Source organism: Asticcacaulis benevestitus DSM 16100 = ATCC BAA-896, assembly GCF_000376105.1.
Lineage (GTDB): Bacteria > Pseudomonadota > Alphaproteobacteria > Caulobacterales > Caulobacteraceae > Asticcacaulis > Asticcacaulis benevestitus.
The window spans coordinates 98,700-114,619 of sequence record NZ_AQWM01000011.1; the positions used below are offsets into that span (position 1 = coordinate 98,700).

The window sequence follows — 15,920 nt, forward strand, 5'->3', positions numbered from 1 at the left end:
GCTCATGTCTTTTTCTCCACCAGATCGACAAAGATATCTTCGAGCGACGAGCGCTTGGTATTGACCGATTTGAAGTCGACCTTGCGTTCCATCAACGCTTTCAGCACATCGGCGACGCCGGCATCTTCCGAATCGCCTTCACCGGTCAGGGTGAAGGTCAGGGTTTCGCCGTCCTCGGACAGATCGAGTTTTTGCGGTATGTCCGGCGGCGCGTCCAGTTTTGACTTCAGGCCGATGGTAACGCGGGTCTGGCCGAGCTTCTTCATGAGGGCGTGCTTTTCCTCGACCAGAATGATCTCGCCCTTATTGATGACGCCGATGCGGTCGGCCATCTCTTCGGCTTCCTCGATATAGTGGGTGGTGAGGATGATGGTAACGCCCTGATCGCGCAGCCGGCCAACCATGGCCCACATGTCGCGGCGCAGCTCGACATCGACGCCGGCGGTCGGCTCGTCGAGGAACAGGATCTTCGGTTCATGCGACAACGCCTTGGCGATCAGCACGCGGCGCTTCATGCCTCCGGAAAGCGTGGCGATCTTGTTGTCCTTCTTGTCCCACAAGGAGAGGTCTTTCAGGATCTTTTCGATATGGGCCGGATTGGGCGCCAGTCCGAAGAGGCCGCGCGAAAAACTGACCGTGGCCCAGACGGTCTCGAACATATCGGTAGCCAGTTCCTGCGGCACGAGGCCGATCTTGGCGCGGGCGGCGCGATAGTCTTTCGTGATGTCGTGGCCATCGGCGATGACCGTGCCGCCGGTCAGCTTCACCAGCCCGCAGACGACGCCAATCAGGGTGGTCTTTCCGGCGCCATTAGGGCCGAGCAGAGCGAAGATTTCGCCGCGTTTGATATCGAGATCGATGGATTTCAGCGCCCGGTGGCCGCTCTTGTACGTCTTGTCGAGCTGTTTGATCGAGATGACCGAATCCATATGATTTCCTTTGCCGGGTAGCGTGCGCCCTATATAGTCGTGCATACGCCAAAAAACGACAGGGGATGTAACTTGCCTTCCCCTCTCCCTGTTTTCGGGGAGAGGGTGGCTCGATCTTCGAGCCGGGTGAGGGGCGGGCCGGTCGGTTGTATTACCCCTCACCCCGGCCCTCTCCCCGTAAACGGGGCGAGGGGGAAGGAAGCGACATGAAATATCTGATAGTTGCGTTGGCTCTGTTTGCCGGTTCTGCCGAAGCAAGGCCCATTCCCAAGGCGGATACCGTTTTTTTGCATGGCTATGTCTATACGGTCGACGCCAGGGACAGTGTGGCGCAGGCCCTGGCGCTGCGTGAGGGTAAAATCATCTATATCGGCGATGATGCCGGCACAAAGCGGCTGATCGGCAAAAAGACGCAGGTCATTCATCTTAAAGGCCGCATGGTCATGCCGGGGCTGATCGACGGTCATATGCACCCGCAATCGGGCGGCCTACGGATGCTCAACTGCAATCTCAATTACGAAGCCCTGACCATCCCGCAGTTTCAGGCGCGCATCCAGACATGCGTTGATGCCGACACGGAGGCCGGTCCCGAAAGCTGGCTGGTGGTGATCAACTGGTTCGAGCAGAACATGCAGCCGGCGGGAACCGTGCTGACGCACGTAGCGCTCGAGGGCGTCAAGACGGCGCGACCGATCATGGTGCATTCGTCGTTCGGCCATTCCAATCTCGTCAATGCGCGCGCAATGGCCCTGGCGGGGATCACCCGCGATACCCCCGACCCGAAAGACGGCCGGATCGTGCGTGACGCTGACGGCCAACCGACCGGCCTGCTGGAAGAGGCCGCGCAGGATCTGGTCGATAAGCTGGTGCCGCCGCCTTCGGTGGAAAAGAACTATAGGGCTACGCACCTGGCGCTGGAAGCCATGCGCGAGCAGGGAATCACATCGTTCCTCGACGCCTATACCGATATCGAAACCATGACGGCCTATCGCACGGTGGCCGCAGAAGGCGGGCTGACGGCGCGGGCGCATTTCGCCGTGCTGATCGATTCGCCTGCGGATTATGACGCGGATAAGGCGATAGCCGAAGTCCTGCGCCAGAAGGCCGAGTTCGAGCAAAAGGACGATGGCGTGAAGCCGGTGATGAAGGTCGATACCGCCAAGCTGTTCCTGGATGGCGTCTATTCGGCACCGGCCTTTTCGGCGGTAATGGTCGAACCCTATTTCGAGCATGGCCGGCCTGGGCAAAATTACGGTCCGAAGCCCTATTTCAGTCAGACGCAACTCGACGATACGCTGATCAAGCTCGCGGCGGCAGGGCTTAATCCGCACATGCATGCCGATGGTGACGGTTCGGTGCGCCAGGGACTGGACGCCATCGCGGCCATGCGCAAGGTCCATCCGGGCGAGGATATCCGTCCGGCCATCGCTCATGACGAAATCATCGATCCGGCCGATTACAAGCGCTACGCCGAGGTGGGCGCCTTGCCGGTGCTGTCGTTCCAGTGGGGCAAGCCGTCGGTCGATATAGCAGCCTCGAAGGAGGCGCTTGGGCCGCTGCGCTATGCCCTGATTGAGCCGACCGGACTGCTGGAGCTATATGGCGCGCGGATTGTCTACGGTTCGGACTGGCCGGTCGATAGGCTCGATGAATGGCTGGCCCTGCAGGTGGCGGTGACGCGCACGGCGGTGGGCGAAGACGCGGTTAAATATCCCGGCCGTCTCGGTATCGACCCGGGGCTCACGATCGCGCAGGCGATTCGCGCCATCACGATCAATGCGGCGTACAGTCTGCGGCAGGACAAGGTGACGGGATCGCTTGAGCCGGGCAAGTTCGCCGATCTGATCGTGCTTGACCGTAACCTGCTGGAGATCAAACCAGAAGCGATTTCCGGCACACAGGTGTTGCTGACCATGGTCGGCGGCAAGGTGGTCTATCAGGCCAAAGAATGAGTGTGCAGGCACCGGTTGAAGTCGTCTGACAACAAAAAAGGCCGGCGAGGGGAACCCGCCGGCCTTTTCAGGTCTAAAGCTGCAAAGCTTATTTGAACTTGTAGCTGAGTTCGAGATAGGCGCTACGTCCCACGGAATCGTACCAGTTGGAATTGTAGTAGGGGTAGCCTGCCCAGGTATTGTCTTTGGCCGGCTTAGTGTCGAGAAGGTTGTTGATGGTCAGGGTCGCTTTCACGGAAGGCGTGATATCCCAGAGCGCTGTTGCATTATAGAGAGTCCAAGGCTTCACCCACGCATCTTCATCATAGTTGGGCAAGCGGCCAATGCGGGTGCCTGACACGGTAACGGATACCGGCGCCAGCGACCAGGTTAGCGCCATGTTGGTCTTGTCACGCGGAATGTAGTAGTCGCTATCCTTCGCCAGGCGATCAACCTCGGCATCGCCGGCATACTGGACGGAAGTGTGGTTCAGGACGTGGGTATGACCGGCGGCCAGCTTGAACTGACCGTAGGGGGTTGGCCACAGGGCGTGCATTTCGACATCAATGCCATCGGTCTTTTCATTCGAGACGTTGATGGGGTTGATATAGACGTAGGAAATATTGCCATCTTCGTCGCGGTGCACGCGAGAAAGGGCGTCAACGCAGGTCGGAGAGCCGCTGTTGACGGCGGTTCCTGTCTCAGTGGCGCCGACCCGGCAATCGGCCTCATCTCGCAACACCTGATCAAGGCTCATGTCATTGACCTGATCCTTCATGTCGACGTTGAAGTAATCAACAGAGATGTCGAAATAACGGTTAGGCTGCCAGACCGCGCCATAATTATATGACGAAGAGGTTTCCGGCTTCAGGTTCCGGTTGCCTTCACGATGCTTCAGAATGTCCTCATCGGAATAGGAGCAGTCCGAGTAGTCGGTGCCAGGTTCTTCGATGCGGCACTTGTAATAGTCGGTGACCGACGGATGGAAGAGATCGAGATTGGCGAAAACATAGTGCAGATCCGGGGCGCGGAAACCGGTGCCATAAGCGGCACGAAGCAGCACCTCTTTGACAGGGCGATATTCAAGGCCCGCATTGTAGGTGAGTTTGCCGATGGTGTGCCCGTCATACTTATACTGATCATAGCGCGTGGCGAGGCTGCCTTGCAATGTCGAGAGCAGGGGCAGGTTGAATTCGACGCCGAGGGCCTGATGATTGCGTTCACCTGCGCCAGAGGTTGCGGCATATTGGTAGTAATAGCCAAAGTTCGTAGCTTCTGGATTTGGATTGACCAAGTAGTTCTGATGATCGAGTTCGGCGACGACGGCAAAGCCGACCGGACCGGCGGGAAGGTCGAAGATATCCGGGTGATTCAGCGTAAGAGAGACGCCCTTCGTCGTGGCCTTGGCGCTGGTGCGGGCTTCTTCGGAAATGGAAGCATATTGTGCCGGCGTCAGAGCCGTGAACAGTTTGGCAGGATCCGCGTTGAAGATATCGTAGCCATCCGAATCCACGCCCTGAGATTCACCCAGGTAGAAAGCATTGGCCTTGGCGGCAACAATCTGCGGAATTTTGATCGTGCTGGAATATTGCGAATAATTCAAAGCCGCTTCATAGGTCCACTGTTCGCCGAATTGCCCACGAATGCCCGGCGACACCGATATGGTCGATGAGTGATTGGTGATCATGCCTTTTTTCAGCCCACCCATTTCCTCCGGCATGAACACGCGCGACCAGCTTTCATAGCCGCTGGAATAATCATTATAGAAGGCGGAGATACTGCCATCGGGCAGTTGATAGCGCCAGTAGGTGACATCGTTCATCAGGGCCGTGTCGCTGGTGCCAAGAGATACTTCTGCGAACAGGCTCGTCGTATCGTTGAGTTGATAATTGATGTTGGTGAAGGTGTTCAGCGCTTCCCTTTGCGATAAAATAGTGCCGTAGGCCACAGCCGTAGGTGAGGCGCAATAATAATCGTCAGAGCGGTCGGTCGTTTTGACGACCGTACCGCCGGCCAGCTTTGTTAGACCAGAACAGTCCGTTCCGCCCTCGGTGGCGGTATCGGCGTCATCGTCATAGCGCTGCGCCACCTTGAACGGGAAACGGGCGCGCGCTGTCGGCGCGTCATCGCGGGAATCCTGAATTTTGCGGTCAAAAGCCCACAGAGGGTCTTGCTTATCGTATTGCGCGCCAAAGGTAACGCTCAGGCGGTCTTTATTAAATCCGGTCGCCAGTGAGAGGCGGTGGCTGGCACCACCACCCTGCTCGGTCATGCCGTAACGATAGTTGAGTGTGGTGTCCTCAACATTTTTCTTCATGGAGAAGTTCACGACACCCGCGATGGCGTCCGAACCATAGATGGCGGAGGCCGAACCCGACAAAACTTCGACGCGGTCGATGAGGGCGGCAGGAATATTGGAAATATCGGTGAAGTTGCTCAATCCGTTAAACGGCATCGGGAAGTCCGCCACGCGACGGCCGTTGATCATGATCAGTGTGTGGTTAGGACCGAGGCCACGCAGATCGACCTGCGCCGAACCCGGTGTCATGATGGCGCCACCGTAGGATTGCTGACTTAAGGTTTGACCGCTGTTTTGCGTGACCGACTTCAAGATATCCGGCACGCTGGCAAAGCCGCGGGCGCTGATATCGCTGGATGTGATCACAGTAACGGGCGCCGGCCCTTCTTTTTGCGTGCGGGGAATGCGCGAACCGAGCACCGTGACGGTGGTGGGTTCGTCAGCCGCCGGTGCGGTAGCCGCATCCTGAGCTTGCGCCACGCCATGAAGGCTGTATAGGCTGCATCCTGCCAGCAGGGTGAGCTTGCAGAAGCGGGTGAACTTCGATCTCGTCATGTCGGGAAGTCTCCTTTTACCATAGTGGCGTTCGCGGTTGCTAAATAAAGGAATTTCGCAAATATGGTTTCAAACTGTACCAATTGCGAGATAACTTGAGCAAAAGTGACATCAATGTGTCATGCGTGGCAATCAAATTGTTGCCATCAGGTCAATTTGCGATCACAGTTGTGCGTATATGTTGCATTTGCGCACTAACCGCACGGAGCCCCGCATGTCCCGCCGCAATCTAGCCTCAAAACTTGCCCTGAGTCTCGCGCTTGTCGCCTTAAGTTTCGGCCATGCGGCACAGGCCGCACCGTGGAAAAGCGGTCCGGGTTACAAAACCTTCGTCATCGGCGACGAAAAGAAGCCGACGCCCGATCCGGTGACGGGTGGTTTTCTTTTAAGTGGCGGCGGCGATTGGGCACTCGACGCCTTCCGCTGGTTTACGACGCATTCGGGCCACGGCCATATCGTCGTGCTGCGGGCTTCGGGCACGACCGAGACTCAGGACGAGATGTACAAGACCGTCAAGGGCGTCACCTCGATTCGCACCTTCCTCTTCACCGACCGCAAGGCGTCCTATGACGCCAAGCTGCTGGAAGCGGTGAAGAACGCCGACGGCATCTTTCTGGCGGGTGGCGATCAGTCGAACTATGTGCGGATGTGGAAGGGCACACCGCTGAACGCGGCGCTCGACGCCCACGTCGCGGCCAACAAGCCGATCGGTGGCACCTCGGCGGGCCTTGCTGTGCAGGGAAGCTGGCTCTACGGCGCCATGGATGGCGGCAGCATCACCTCGCCCGAAGCCATGAATGATCCGATGGGGGCGGCCAACACCATTGAGGGCGACTTCCTGCATTCCGAGCTGATGAGTAACATCGTCACCGACAGCCATTTCGGCATCCGCGACCGGCTCGGCCGCCTGATCGCCTTTGTGATCAAGGCCGAAGCCCTGCGCGCCTCGCCGAATAAGCGCTATGCTCACCCGCTCGTCGGTCTCGGCATCGATGAAGAGGCGGCGATGACGGTGGAGACGGACGGTACGGCGAAGGTCTATTCCAATCTCGATGGCCACGCCTGGCTGGTGCAGGGCGGTGAGGTCCATGACCTGGCCCTTGGTAAAAAACTCAATGTGAAGAATGTCAGTGTCACCGGTATCGGCAAGGCCAGCACTTTCAACATCAGAACGCTGGAGGTCGGTCAGCCGTCCTTCACGCGCACCTATGATGTGACTGATGGCGTGCTGACCCAGCAAAAGCACTGGTCGCTGGCCATCCATGGCGGCGCCGGCGTGATTGATCGCGGCGACCTGACGCGGGCAAAGGACGCGGCCTATCGCGCCGGTCTGGCCGAAGCGCTCAAGGCCGGTCAGGCGGTGCTCGACAAGGGCGGTTCGTCGCTCGATGCGGTCGAGGCGGCGCTGAAACCGCTGGAGGACAATCCTTTGTTCAATGCCGGCAAGGGGGCGGCCATCGCCGCAGACGGCAAGACCTATCTCGATGCGGCCATCATGGATGGTGGCACGATGAAGGCCGGCGCGGTGGCTTCGATCACCCGCACGAAGAACCCGATCATGGCGGCGCGCGCCGTCATGGACAAGACCCGCCACGTCTTTCTGGCTGGTGAGGGGGCGGACGCCTTCTCCCTGCAGCAGGGGCTTGAGCAGGTCGATCCGAGCTATTTCCATACGCCGGAACGCGAGCAGATGCTCGTTGACTGGAAGAAGGATCATACGGCGATGATCAACCCGACCCATATGTATGGAACGGTCGGCGCGGTGGCGCTGGACAGTGACGGCCATCTGGCGGCGGCCACGTCTACGGGCGGCCTGACCGGCAAGCAATGGGGCCGCATCGGTGATTCACCGCTCATCGGCGCCGGCACCTATGCGCGTGACGGTGATTGCGCGGTTTCGGCCACCGGTACCGGCGAATATTTCATCCGCGATTCGGCGGCGCGTCAGGTTTGCGATCGCGTACGCTGGAACCACGAAGGCATCGAACAGGCGGCTTACGACACTATCATGTCGGTTGGCAGTATCGGCGGAGACGGTGGCCTGATCGCCATGGGCGCCGATGGTAAGCCGGCCTTTGCCATCAATGATCTGGGGATGTATCGTGGGACGATCTCTTCCGATTCTCCCGTTATCCAAACGGCGATCTATGGCGATGAAAAGCTCAAATAAATGACGACTCGCAAGCCTGCTCCCGAACTCGATCCGACCGACCGCAAGCTGATGGCCAGTTTGCGCGAAAATTCGCGTTTGCCGGTGTCGCAACTGGCCACCATGCTCGATATTCCGCGCACTCAGGTTTATGCGCGGCTGGAACGGCTGGAGGCTGAGGGCATCATCGACGGTTATACGGTACGTTTGGGGCAGGCCTATTCCAAATCGCGCCTGCGGGCGCACGTAATGATCAAGACCCTGCCGCGGCTATGCCAGGAAGTCGAAATCCGGCTGGCGGAGATTTCCGAGATCGCCGCCATCTACGCCATCAGCGGTGAGTACGACATCATTGTGCTGGTGGAAGCTGCCGACAGTATCGAGATGAACGAACTGATCAACCGGATCGGCCTGCTTGATGGCGTGGAGCGTACAACGACCTCGATCATTCTGGCGGCCAAGCTGGAGCGATAAAGCCGGCTTTTGTTGTTAAATCCCTGACCAGACCCATCAAAAGGCCACCTGTGCATGAATAAAGCACCGGAAAGCTTGTCACTGCCCATAGAGTTTGCTAGGTGAGAATGATTATCAAATACTAACGGTGCGCGTTTCCCATGGCCGGTTCTCCGACAACCTCTCCCTCCTTCTGGGGAACCTTCTGGCGTAATCAGTTGCGCCAGTGGCACTGGATCAGTTCGGCCATTTCGCTGATGGGGCTGGCGCTTTTCGCCGTCACCGGTTTCACGCTCAATCACGCCAGCCAGATCGAGGCTAAGCCGCAGATCGTCACGATAGAGAAAGACCTGACCGCCGAGGGCCTGGTCGCCATGGCGAGCGTTGCCGACAAGATGCCGCTGAGCGTGGCGCAAACCGCGGCGATCAAACTCGCGACCGGCGTCGATGTCGGCAAGACCGCCCCCGATGTCGATGACGATGAAATCTATCTCGCCATGCCACAGCCGGGCATCGATGCCACCATGACCATCGATCGTCATGACGGCCATATCGTTTATGAACGCACCGATCGCGGCCTCATTGCCGTGCTCAATGATCTGCACAAGGGGCGTCATTCCGGGGCAGTGTGGTCGCTGTTCATCGACCTGATCGCCGTAGCCTGCGTCGTCTTTTCGATCACCGGCCTTGGCCTTTTGTGGCTCTATTCCAAAGGACGCCGTATCACCTGGCCGCTGGTGGCGTTCGGTTTGCTGGCGCCCTTCATCCTCTTCCTGCTGTTTGTTCACGCCTGATGACCCCGCCGGCCTATACTCTGGATCGCCAAGTACTGATCCACGATCTCGACGAGGCGCCGGACCGGTATCCGCAGGCGCGGCGCATGGATGTGAAGGGCAAGGCCTTCGCCACCACCTGGTCGATCGCGCTCTATGCCGATACGGTGCCGGAAGGGCTTGATGTTCGCTGTCAGGCCGTGCTGAACCGCATCGATAAAGAGATGAGTCCCTATCGTATCGACTCCGACCTGACGCGTTTTAATCTCGCGCCCGCTGGCGGTTTTGTGAGCCTGCCGGACTCCCTGCGCACTGCGGTGGGGCATGCGGTGGAGATCGCGGCCTTAAGCGCCGGCGCCTTTGATCCGGCGCTGTTGTCGGCGGTCGAACTGTGGGGCTTTGGCGCCCGTGTCGTTGCCGAAGGTCTGCCAGAAGCCAGCGATGTCAGCGCCTTGCGTGGGCAAAAGCATGGCTGGCGCGATCTGGTCGTGCAGGACGGGGGGATGGTCAAGCCGGCTGAAGTGCGGCTAGATCTGTGCGCCATCGCCAAGGGTTTCGCGGTCGATGAACTGATGCGCCTGTTGCAGGCCGAGCCCGGCGTAAGGGCCGCTCTGGTCGAAATTGGTGGTGAACTGAAGGGCTGGGGCGTGCAGCCCGACGGCCTGCCGTGGTGGGTGGAGATTGAAGCACCGGACACCGCGAAAGAGCCGCGCACCGTGGCGGCCTTATGTGGGTGGGCGGTGGCGACCTCTGGTGAGCGCGTGCGCTCGTTCATGCACGAGGGGCAGGTCCATTCGCACACCATCGACAGCGTGACGCAATCGCCGACCCGCTCCGATATCGTCAGCGCCACGGTGTTCGATCCGCAGTGCTGGCGCGCTGACGCCCTGGCCACAGCCCTGATGGTGATGGGCGAAGAACGGGCGATCGAGTTTGCCCGGCAACACGAAATTCCCTCTCTGCTGTGGGTGCGTGCCGAGACCTTGCATAACGGCCTTCGTGCTGTGCGCAGTCCGCGTCTGGAGGGCTGGCTATGATTTTGGAGACCCTAACGGACGATCCGACTCGGCTGGCATGGGCTTACGGCTCGGCGGCAGCGTTCGGACTGGTCTGTTTGTGGGCGGGGCTGAAAGGCCGAAAGCGCACGACAGCCACCAGCGACTACCTCGTGCTCTATGCGTCTCAAACCGGTCAGGCCGAAGAGATTGCGCGTAACACCGCCAAAGCCTTGCTGGCGGGTGGGCGAGACGCGCAGGCGCTTTCGATCGCGCAGGTCACTGTGGCGCACTTAGAAGCTGCCAAGACGATTCTGTGCGTGATCTCTACCACCGGCGAGGGCGATGCGCCGGACGAAGGCCTGCGCTTTGCGCAAAGCCTGATGCAGGACAGACCTGATCTGTCTGGTCAGAGTGTGGCCGTGCTGGCGCTTGGCGACCGCAACTATGATCAGTTTTGTGCTTTTGGACGCCGGGTATTCGACTGGCTGGTGGTGTGCGGAGGGAAGGCTCAGCCCTTGATCGAGGTCGATGATCTGGACGCCGCAGCCCTGAAACGATGGGACGAGCTGATCCATGCGCTCGGCGGCAAGGGGGACAGCGCCACCGAGGCCGGTGTGCCGTGGCGACTGGAGCAACGCACCCGCCTCAATCCACTCGGTGATAATCCTTTGTATCATCTGAGGTTCGTGTCGGATCAGGCGCCGTCATGGCAGGCGGGTGATCTGATCGAGATTGTCACACCACAGGGGCATCGCCGTGATTATTCGCTGGCCAGCCTGCCGGAAGAAGGCCACCTCGATCTCTATGTCCGTGAGGTTATTAAAACCGATGGCAGTTATGGCGATGGTTCGGGCCTGCTGATCCACGGGCTGCAAGCCGGCGACAGCCTGCCACTAAGACTCAAGTCGCACCGCAACTTCCATGCGCCGGAAGGCGAGGGGCCGCTTTTGCTGATCGGCGCCGGTTCGGGACTGGCGGGCTTGCGCGCGCATATTCTGCAAGCCGCCCAAATAGGCCGGCCTGCCTGGCTGATCTATGGCGAGCGCCATCCGCTTCATGATGGTGCGCTGACGGAGGCCATGACGGCATGGCGCGACGAAGGGACATTGCAGGGGCTCGACATCGCCTTCTCACGTCCGGATGAGGGTGAAGGACGCTACGTTCAGGCGGTTGTGGCGTCGTCTGCTGCAGCCATCAAGGACTGGCTGGGCCATGAAGGCGCGGTCATGTGCTGCGGTGGTCTGGCCATGGGGCGCGAGGTCGAAAACGCGCTGGCCGGCATCATGGGGCAGGCCTGGGTTGATGATGCCAAGGTCTCGGGTCGCTACCGTCGCGATCTGTATTAGGCAAGGAATAGCCGCGCGCCGGGCTGGTGACGGCGGGCGAGGTGGTGGCCAGGAGCAAGCCGGTGAAGGCAGAGGCTACGGTCTATGTCTTCTATCCGGAATAATCTTCCGTAACGCGCCTCGTCAGCGTCCGCTTAGAACTGGAACCGTGTGCGCAGCGAGATGGAGGTGTTGGTATAGGCGTCGGTCTTCTCGTATGCAGCCTCAATGGCAAAATAGCTGTAGGGGTTATCGGCCGAGATACGGAAGCCGGCCACCGGCCCGCCGCCTTCGATGTTGCCGCCGCTGAGGGCGAACGGGTCGCCTGTGGAGAAGCGGGCGACGGTATCGGCCAGCGTGGCCGAGATGTTCTGCTTGTAGCCCAGCCAGAGCTCGGGCTTGATCATTCCCGTCTTATAGCTGACATTGATCTGCGCGGTCGAACTGAGCAGATGGCCCTCGCGCTCATCGATCGTCAGGTCGAAATAGTCGCCGCCGCCGGATTCAGCATGCTTGCTTTCATTGAGACCGTAATAATCGACGAAGACCTGCGGGGTGATGCCGAATTTACCGGAGGTCAGATCGTAGGCGGCGCCGGCGCCGGCGCTGGTCGAATAGCCGTCCCATTTGGCGATGGCGGTATGGCTGACCGTGGTGGTGAGCAGATTGCGCGTGGTCTTGAACTGGGTGTAGCCGGCGCCGGCATGGGCCCAGCCCTTGAAGGCGCCGGCGTTGAGACGCCAGTAACCGCCCAGGGTGATATCGGAAATCGAGGCGATCTCATTGCCAATGGCGAAGGTATCTTTCGGCGAGGACGAGGTCAGTGACATATAGGTCCCGACCATCTGGTTGCCATAGACCTGCCGTTCACGGCCGCCGGCCAGGCTGAAGCCGGTCGAGCTGAATCCGGCGGTGTCGCTATAGCCGCGCTTAGTGTTGAAACCGTATTCCTGCAGCCAGTACTGGCCGCCATTGTTGTCGGGGATGACGGTCAGGTTGCCGAGCGAGCGGTTGAGTGCAGATGAGCCGAGCGACAGGTTGAGCAGGTTTTCACCCGAATAGTCCGGCAGGTATTGATTATAGATCTGGTCGAAACTGGCCTTGGTGGTCTCGCTGAGCAGCGCGCTTTCGGCGCCTGAATCCTGCGCCACGATGGCAAGGATGGGGGTTAGAGCCTTGTACTGGTTGTCGGAATAGCCGGCCTCTTCCTTGGTCTTGAGGCGGAAGTTGGCGTAAAGCTCAGTGCCGTCCGTATTGGTCTCCAGATCGGCATGGTAGAGGTAAGGGATATAGCCGTCGAGCGTCGAGGTTGGCATATTGCCAAGGCTAAAGCTCGAGGCTGTCATGACCGTGAAGGTGGTCGGGGTGGTGAGGATCTTGTCGAGCGAGAGATAGAGCAGGGCAGAGTTATCGAAGACCGCGGCACCGGTATTGGTCAGGATCGGTGTCGAGGGGCTGTCCAGGGACAGGGTAAGCGCCAGGGTACTGTCGGCCCCGACATGGAGGCTGGAGAGCAGGACTGAACTGCCGGCGGTCAGGCCGGCCTTGGCGCCCGAATCGATATCCATGGCGATCGCGCCGGTGGAGGTCAGCTTGCCGAGGAAAACGGCCTCATCTGTCAGGGTAAGGCTACCGGTGCCGGCACCGTAATCGATATTGCCATAGATAGAGCCGCCGGAAGACGAGATCGAATCGTTACCCGAACCCAGCAGGATATTGCCGTAGATGTAGGGGGCAGCGATCGCCTTGTCCTCATCGCTGTCAGTAGGGGCGGTGTCGACCTGTTTGATGGTGACGCCGGAGGTATTGGCGCGGGCGTCGATGGCAGTCGCCGTGCCGGTGACGGTCTCGGTCACGCCGTCGCCGTTATCATCCGTGGCCGTTATGGTGGCGCTGATCGAACCATTGTTGGTGATGCTGGAAAGGGTGCCCGAAGCGTCGATAATGGCTGTGGCGCTGCCGGTCGAGCCGCTGGAGGAGGCGTAGATGCCGGAACTGGCGGCGACATTGACGGTTCCAAGGCTTGCGCCAGAGGCAATGCTGAGCGCCGTGGCCTTGCCGACATTCGATACGGTGTAAGACGTGATCTTGCCGGCATCGTCTTCCGTGGTGGTCAGGTAGCGCGTGGTGGTGGCGCTGACCTTGCCGTTGATATCAAGCTGCGGTGTGGTGGCGCCCTCAAGCAGGGATATGGCTGCGGTGTCGCCACCATAAGATGTAGAGGTGACTGAGCCTTTGATACCGATGCCGTTGGCGATGGTAGTGGTGTAGCCTGTACCGCCAATAACCAGGGCGTTTGACGTCACGCCGGGATGGACGCCGGAGGCCGCAACGTTGCCGCGGATCAGCAGGCCATAGTTGACGGACGGCGGATCGATCGCCGTCGAGGTGTAGGTCAGGCCGCCCAGGGTGATGTTCTCGGTCGTCGAGCCGATGACAAGCGCCGGTGCGCTGCCATATTGCGATAAAGAGGCCGTGGTCTGCTCCGTATCTATCAGACCGTCGCCGTCTTCGTCGGTGTTGTTGGCGTCTTGACTGGTTACCGAGGCACCGAGCAGCACCCCATTGGCGACATTGCCGGCGATGGTGACGAGCGGGCCTGCCTGTAACAGATTTTGGCCAGGGATCAGGTTGTTGTAGACGGCCTGGGTCAGCGAAGACGTCGAGCTGTAGGCGTAGCCGCTGTAGGTGCCGTCGATCAGCAGACTGCCCCCCAGGTCGCCGGTAATCTTGATGGCCGAGGCGTTTTCACCCACGGCCGTCACCGAGCCCGACAGGTAGACATTGCGGGTCACGCCTTTTTCCAGTGAGATGCCGGTTGAGTTATCACCGATCAGCGTCATGCTGCCGTCGTAGGTGAAGGCGCCGTCGATCTTGTTTTCGAAGCGGATGCCGTAGGAGTTGTTACCCTCGACGTCGATGGCCGAGCTGCTGACGATATCGATATCGCCCACGAAGGGGGAAGTTCCGGTGGAGTGGATGCCGTATCGGCCGGTGCCCTCTGCCCACGGCGCTTCGACATAGCCGTCTTTCGTGCCGTCCAGGCTGGTGGTGTCCGTCGCCGTATAATCGTCTGTAACTGTGATGTCGCCGGTAAAGGTCAGGGCGGCTGTGCGGTCAGCGTAGTCGGTGATCAGGATGCCGGTTGAACCCGATGCGGAGGCCGCCATGTTGATGGCGCCGGCGAAGCTCATGGCGTTGTTGCTGTTGACCGTAATGGCGGTGCCGTTGGTCAGGGTGATCGCGCCGTCGGACGTGACGGTCAGATCGCCCGTTGTGCTGGTGACGAGCGGAGAGGTGGTCGAGGAAGAGAGGCTGGTTTCAGCGAATGCCTGACCGGCGAAGGGGCTCAGGCCTCCGCTCAGAACGAGCCCAAGAGCGGTGGCGGTCAGAAGGCTGTTTTTGCGCATGTCGTCGGTTTTCCAATGGGTTCGCGTGCGGCGGGCAAGCGGGTGGCCGGAACATGGAAAATCAGGAGGGCGCCAATAAGTCGTCTATACGACAGCGTCGAAACGCTGCGACAAGGCGGTAAGGGTTGGGTGGCTTTGGGGCTGAAATGAGGCGCGAAGCGGCGGGGTGAGGTGCAATTGGCATGTCCCCGTAACAATGACCAGATATGGCCTGTTACTATCTGAGCTGAAACAGACAGATAAGGCCTAAACCCAGGTGGTCATCTGTGCCGCTTCCAGCGCTTGCCTGTCATGCGCCGGCAAGCGTCGCTATAAATTAGCCCTGCATACAGGCCCTAAAGATGGGGTAACGGGCCGGCTTTAGCCAGGGCTTGCGCTTTGGTGGTCGTCCCTCAGAATGATGGTGTCATCAACCAACGGCGTCAGGTTAGTGGCCTGCGCCAAGCATCATCGAGAGACGACCATGAAATACTATGCCGGAATTGATGTGTCTTTGGAACGTTCAAGTGTATGCGTTGTCGATGCGGCGGGCAAAAATTTGTCGCGAAGGCGAAGCGTTGAGCGATCCTGAATCCCTGGTCGCGTGGTTTGCGGCCTTGGGAACTGAGCTCGAGCTCATCGGCCTTGAAGCCGGTCCGTTGTCGCAATGGCTCTATGCCGAGATGACGGCCAAAGGGTTATCCTGCGAACTGATCGAGACCCGGCATGTGCGTACGGCGTTTAAAATTATGCCGGTCAAGACCGACAAGAAGGATGCTCGCGGCATTGCTCAACTGATGCGGCTGGGCTGGTTCCGCCCTGTACATTGCAAATCTCAGCCGGCTCAGGAAGTCCGTGCGGTCTTGACCGCACGCAAGCTTCTGCAAACAAAGCTTCTAGACATCGAGAAAAGTCTTCGTGGTATTCTTCGGGGCTTTGGCCTGAAGGTAGGCGCCATATCAACCGGAGGATTCGAAGCTCGGATACTTGAACTTTGCGAAGGTCATGANNNGCTGACGCAGATCGCCAGGTCAATACTCGACGCCCGACAGGCCCTTCTGGAGCAGTTCAACCTTCTCCATCGAAAGGTTCTAGCTATGGCAAAGGCCGACCAGCGAA

At 59.5% G+C, this 15,920-nt stretch carries 10 protein-coding genes; 7 read left to right on the forward strand and 3 right to left on the reverse strand.

Annotated elements, in window-relative coordinates:
• Positions 1–2: 2 nt before the first annotated feature.
• Positions 3–929 (reverse strand): ABC transporter ATP-binding protein, encoded by a 927-nt coding sequence (locus B060_RS0112990; RefSeq protein WP_018082225.1) that lies wholly within the window; start codon positions 927–929, stop codon positions 3–5.
• 206 nt (positions 930–1,135) lie between these two features.
• Between B060_RS0112990 and B060_RS0112995 the strand changes: the two genes are divergently transcribed.
• On the forward strand, positions 1,136–2,881 hold the full coding sequence (locus B060_RS0112995; protein ID WP_018082226.1) for an amidohydrolase: 1,746 nt from the start codon (positions 1,136–1,138) through the stop codon (positions 2,879–2,881).
• 88 nt (positions 2,882–2,969) lie between these two features.
• Here B060_RS0112995 and B060_RS0113000 read toward each other — a convergent pair whose 3' ends face one another.
• Positions 2,970–5,714, reverse strand: coding sequence for a TonB-dependent receptor domain-containing protein (locus B060_RS0113000; protein ID WP_018082227.1), 2,745 nt, complete (start codon positions 5,712–5,714; stop codon positions 2,970–2,972).
• A gap of 214 nt (positions 5,715–5,928) precedes the next feature.
• Between B060_RS0113000 and B060_RS0113005 the strand changes: the two genes are divergently transcribed.
• From B060_RS0113005 to B060_RS0113025, 5 genes are all read left to right on the forward strand, one after another.
• On the forward strand, positions 5,929–7,884 hold the full coding sequence (locus B060_RS0113005) for an isoaspartyl peptidase/L-asparaginase (protein WP_018082228.1): 1,956 nt from the start codon (positions 5,929–5,931) through the stop codon (positions 7,882–7,884).
• The gene (locus B060_RS0113010) at positions 7,885–8,337 is read left to right on the forward strand and encodes an Lrp/AsnC family transcriptional regulator (RefSeq protein WP_018082229.1); all 453 of its coding nucleotides are present in this window, start codon (positions 7,885–7,887) and stop codon (positions 8,335–8,337) included.
• Positions 8,338–8,477: 140 nt separating this feature from the next.
• A complete protein-coding gene (locus B060_RS0113015; protein ID WP_018082230.1) occupies positions 8,478–9,110 on the forward strand; it encodes a PepSY-associated TM helix domain-containing protein in 633 nt (210 codons plus the stop codon).
• Positions 9,110–10,126, forward strand: a complete 1,017-nt coding sequence (locus B060_RS0113020) for an FAD:protein FMN transferase (protein ID WP_018082231.1) — start codon at positions 9,110–9,112, stop codon at positions 10,124–10,126. The genes B060_RS0113015 and B060_RS0113020 overlap by 1 nt, the downstream gene beginning before the upstream one ends.
• Entirely contained in the window at positions 10,123–11,433 is a 1,311-nt protein-coding gene (locus B060_RS0113025; RefSeq protein WP_018082232.1) for an NADPH cytochrome P450 oxidoreductase family protein, read from the forward strand. The genes B060_RS0113020 and B060_RS0113025 overlap by 4 nt, the downstream gene beginning before the upstream one ends.
• Positions 11,434–11,567: 134 nt before the next feature.
• Here B060_RS0113025 and B060_RS0113030 read toward each other — a convergent pair whose 3' ends face one another.
• Positions 11,568–14,822 carry an autotransporter family protein gene (locus B060_RS0113030; RefSeq protein WP_018082233.1) on the reverse strand — a complete coding sequence of 1,085 codons (3,255 nt, stop codon included), beginning with the start codon at positions 14,820–14,822 and terminating at the stop codon, positions 11,568–11,570.
• Between the two features lie 521 nt (positions 14,823–15,343).
• Here B060_RS0113030 and B060_RS24465 point away from each other — a divergent pair.
• Positions 15,344–15,920: IS110 family transposase (locus B060_RS24465; protein WP_425303994.1), on the forward strand; the 577-nt coding region annotated here is incomplete at its 3' end.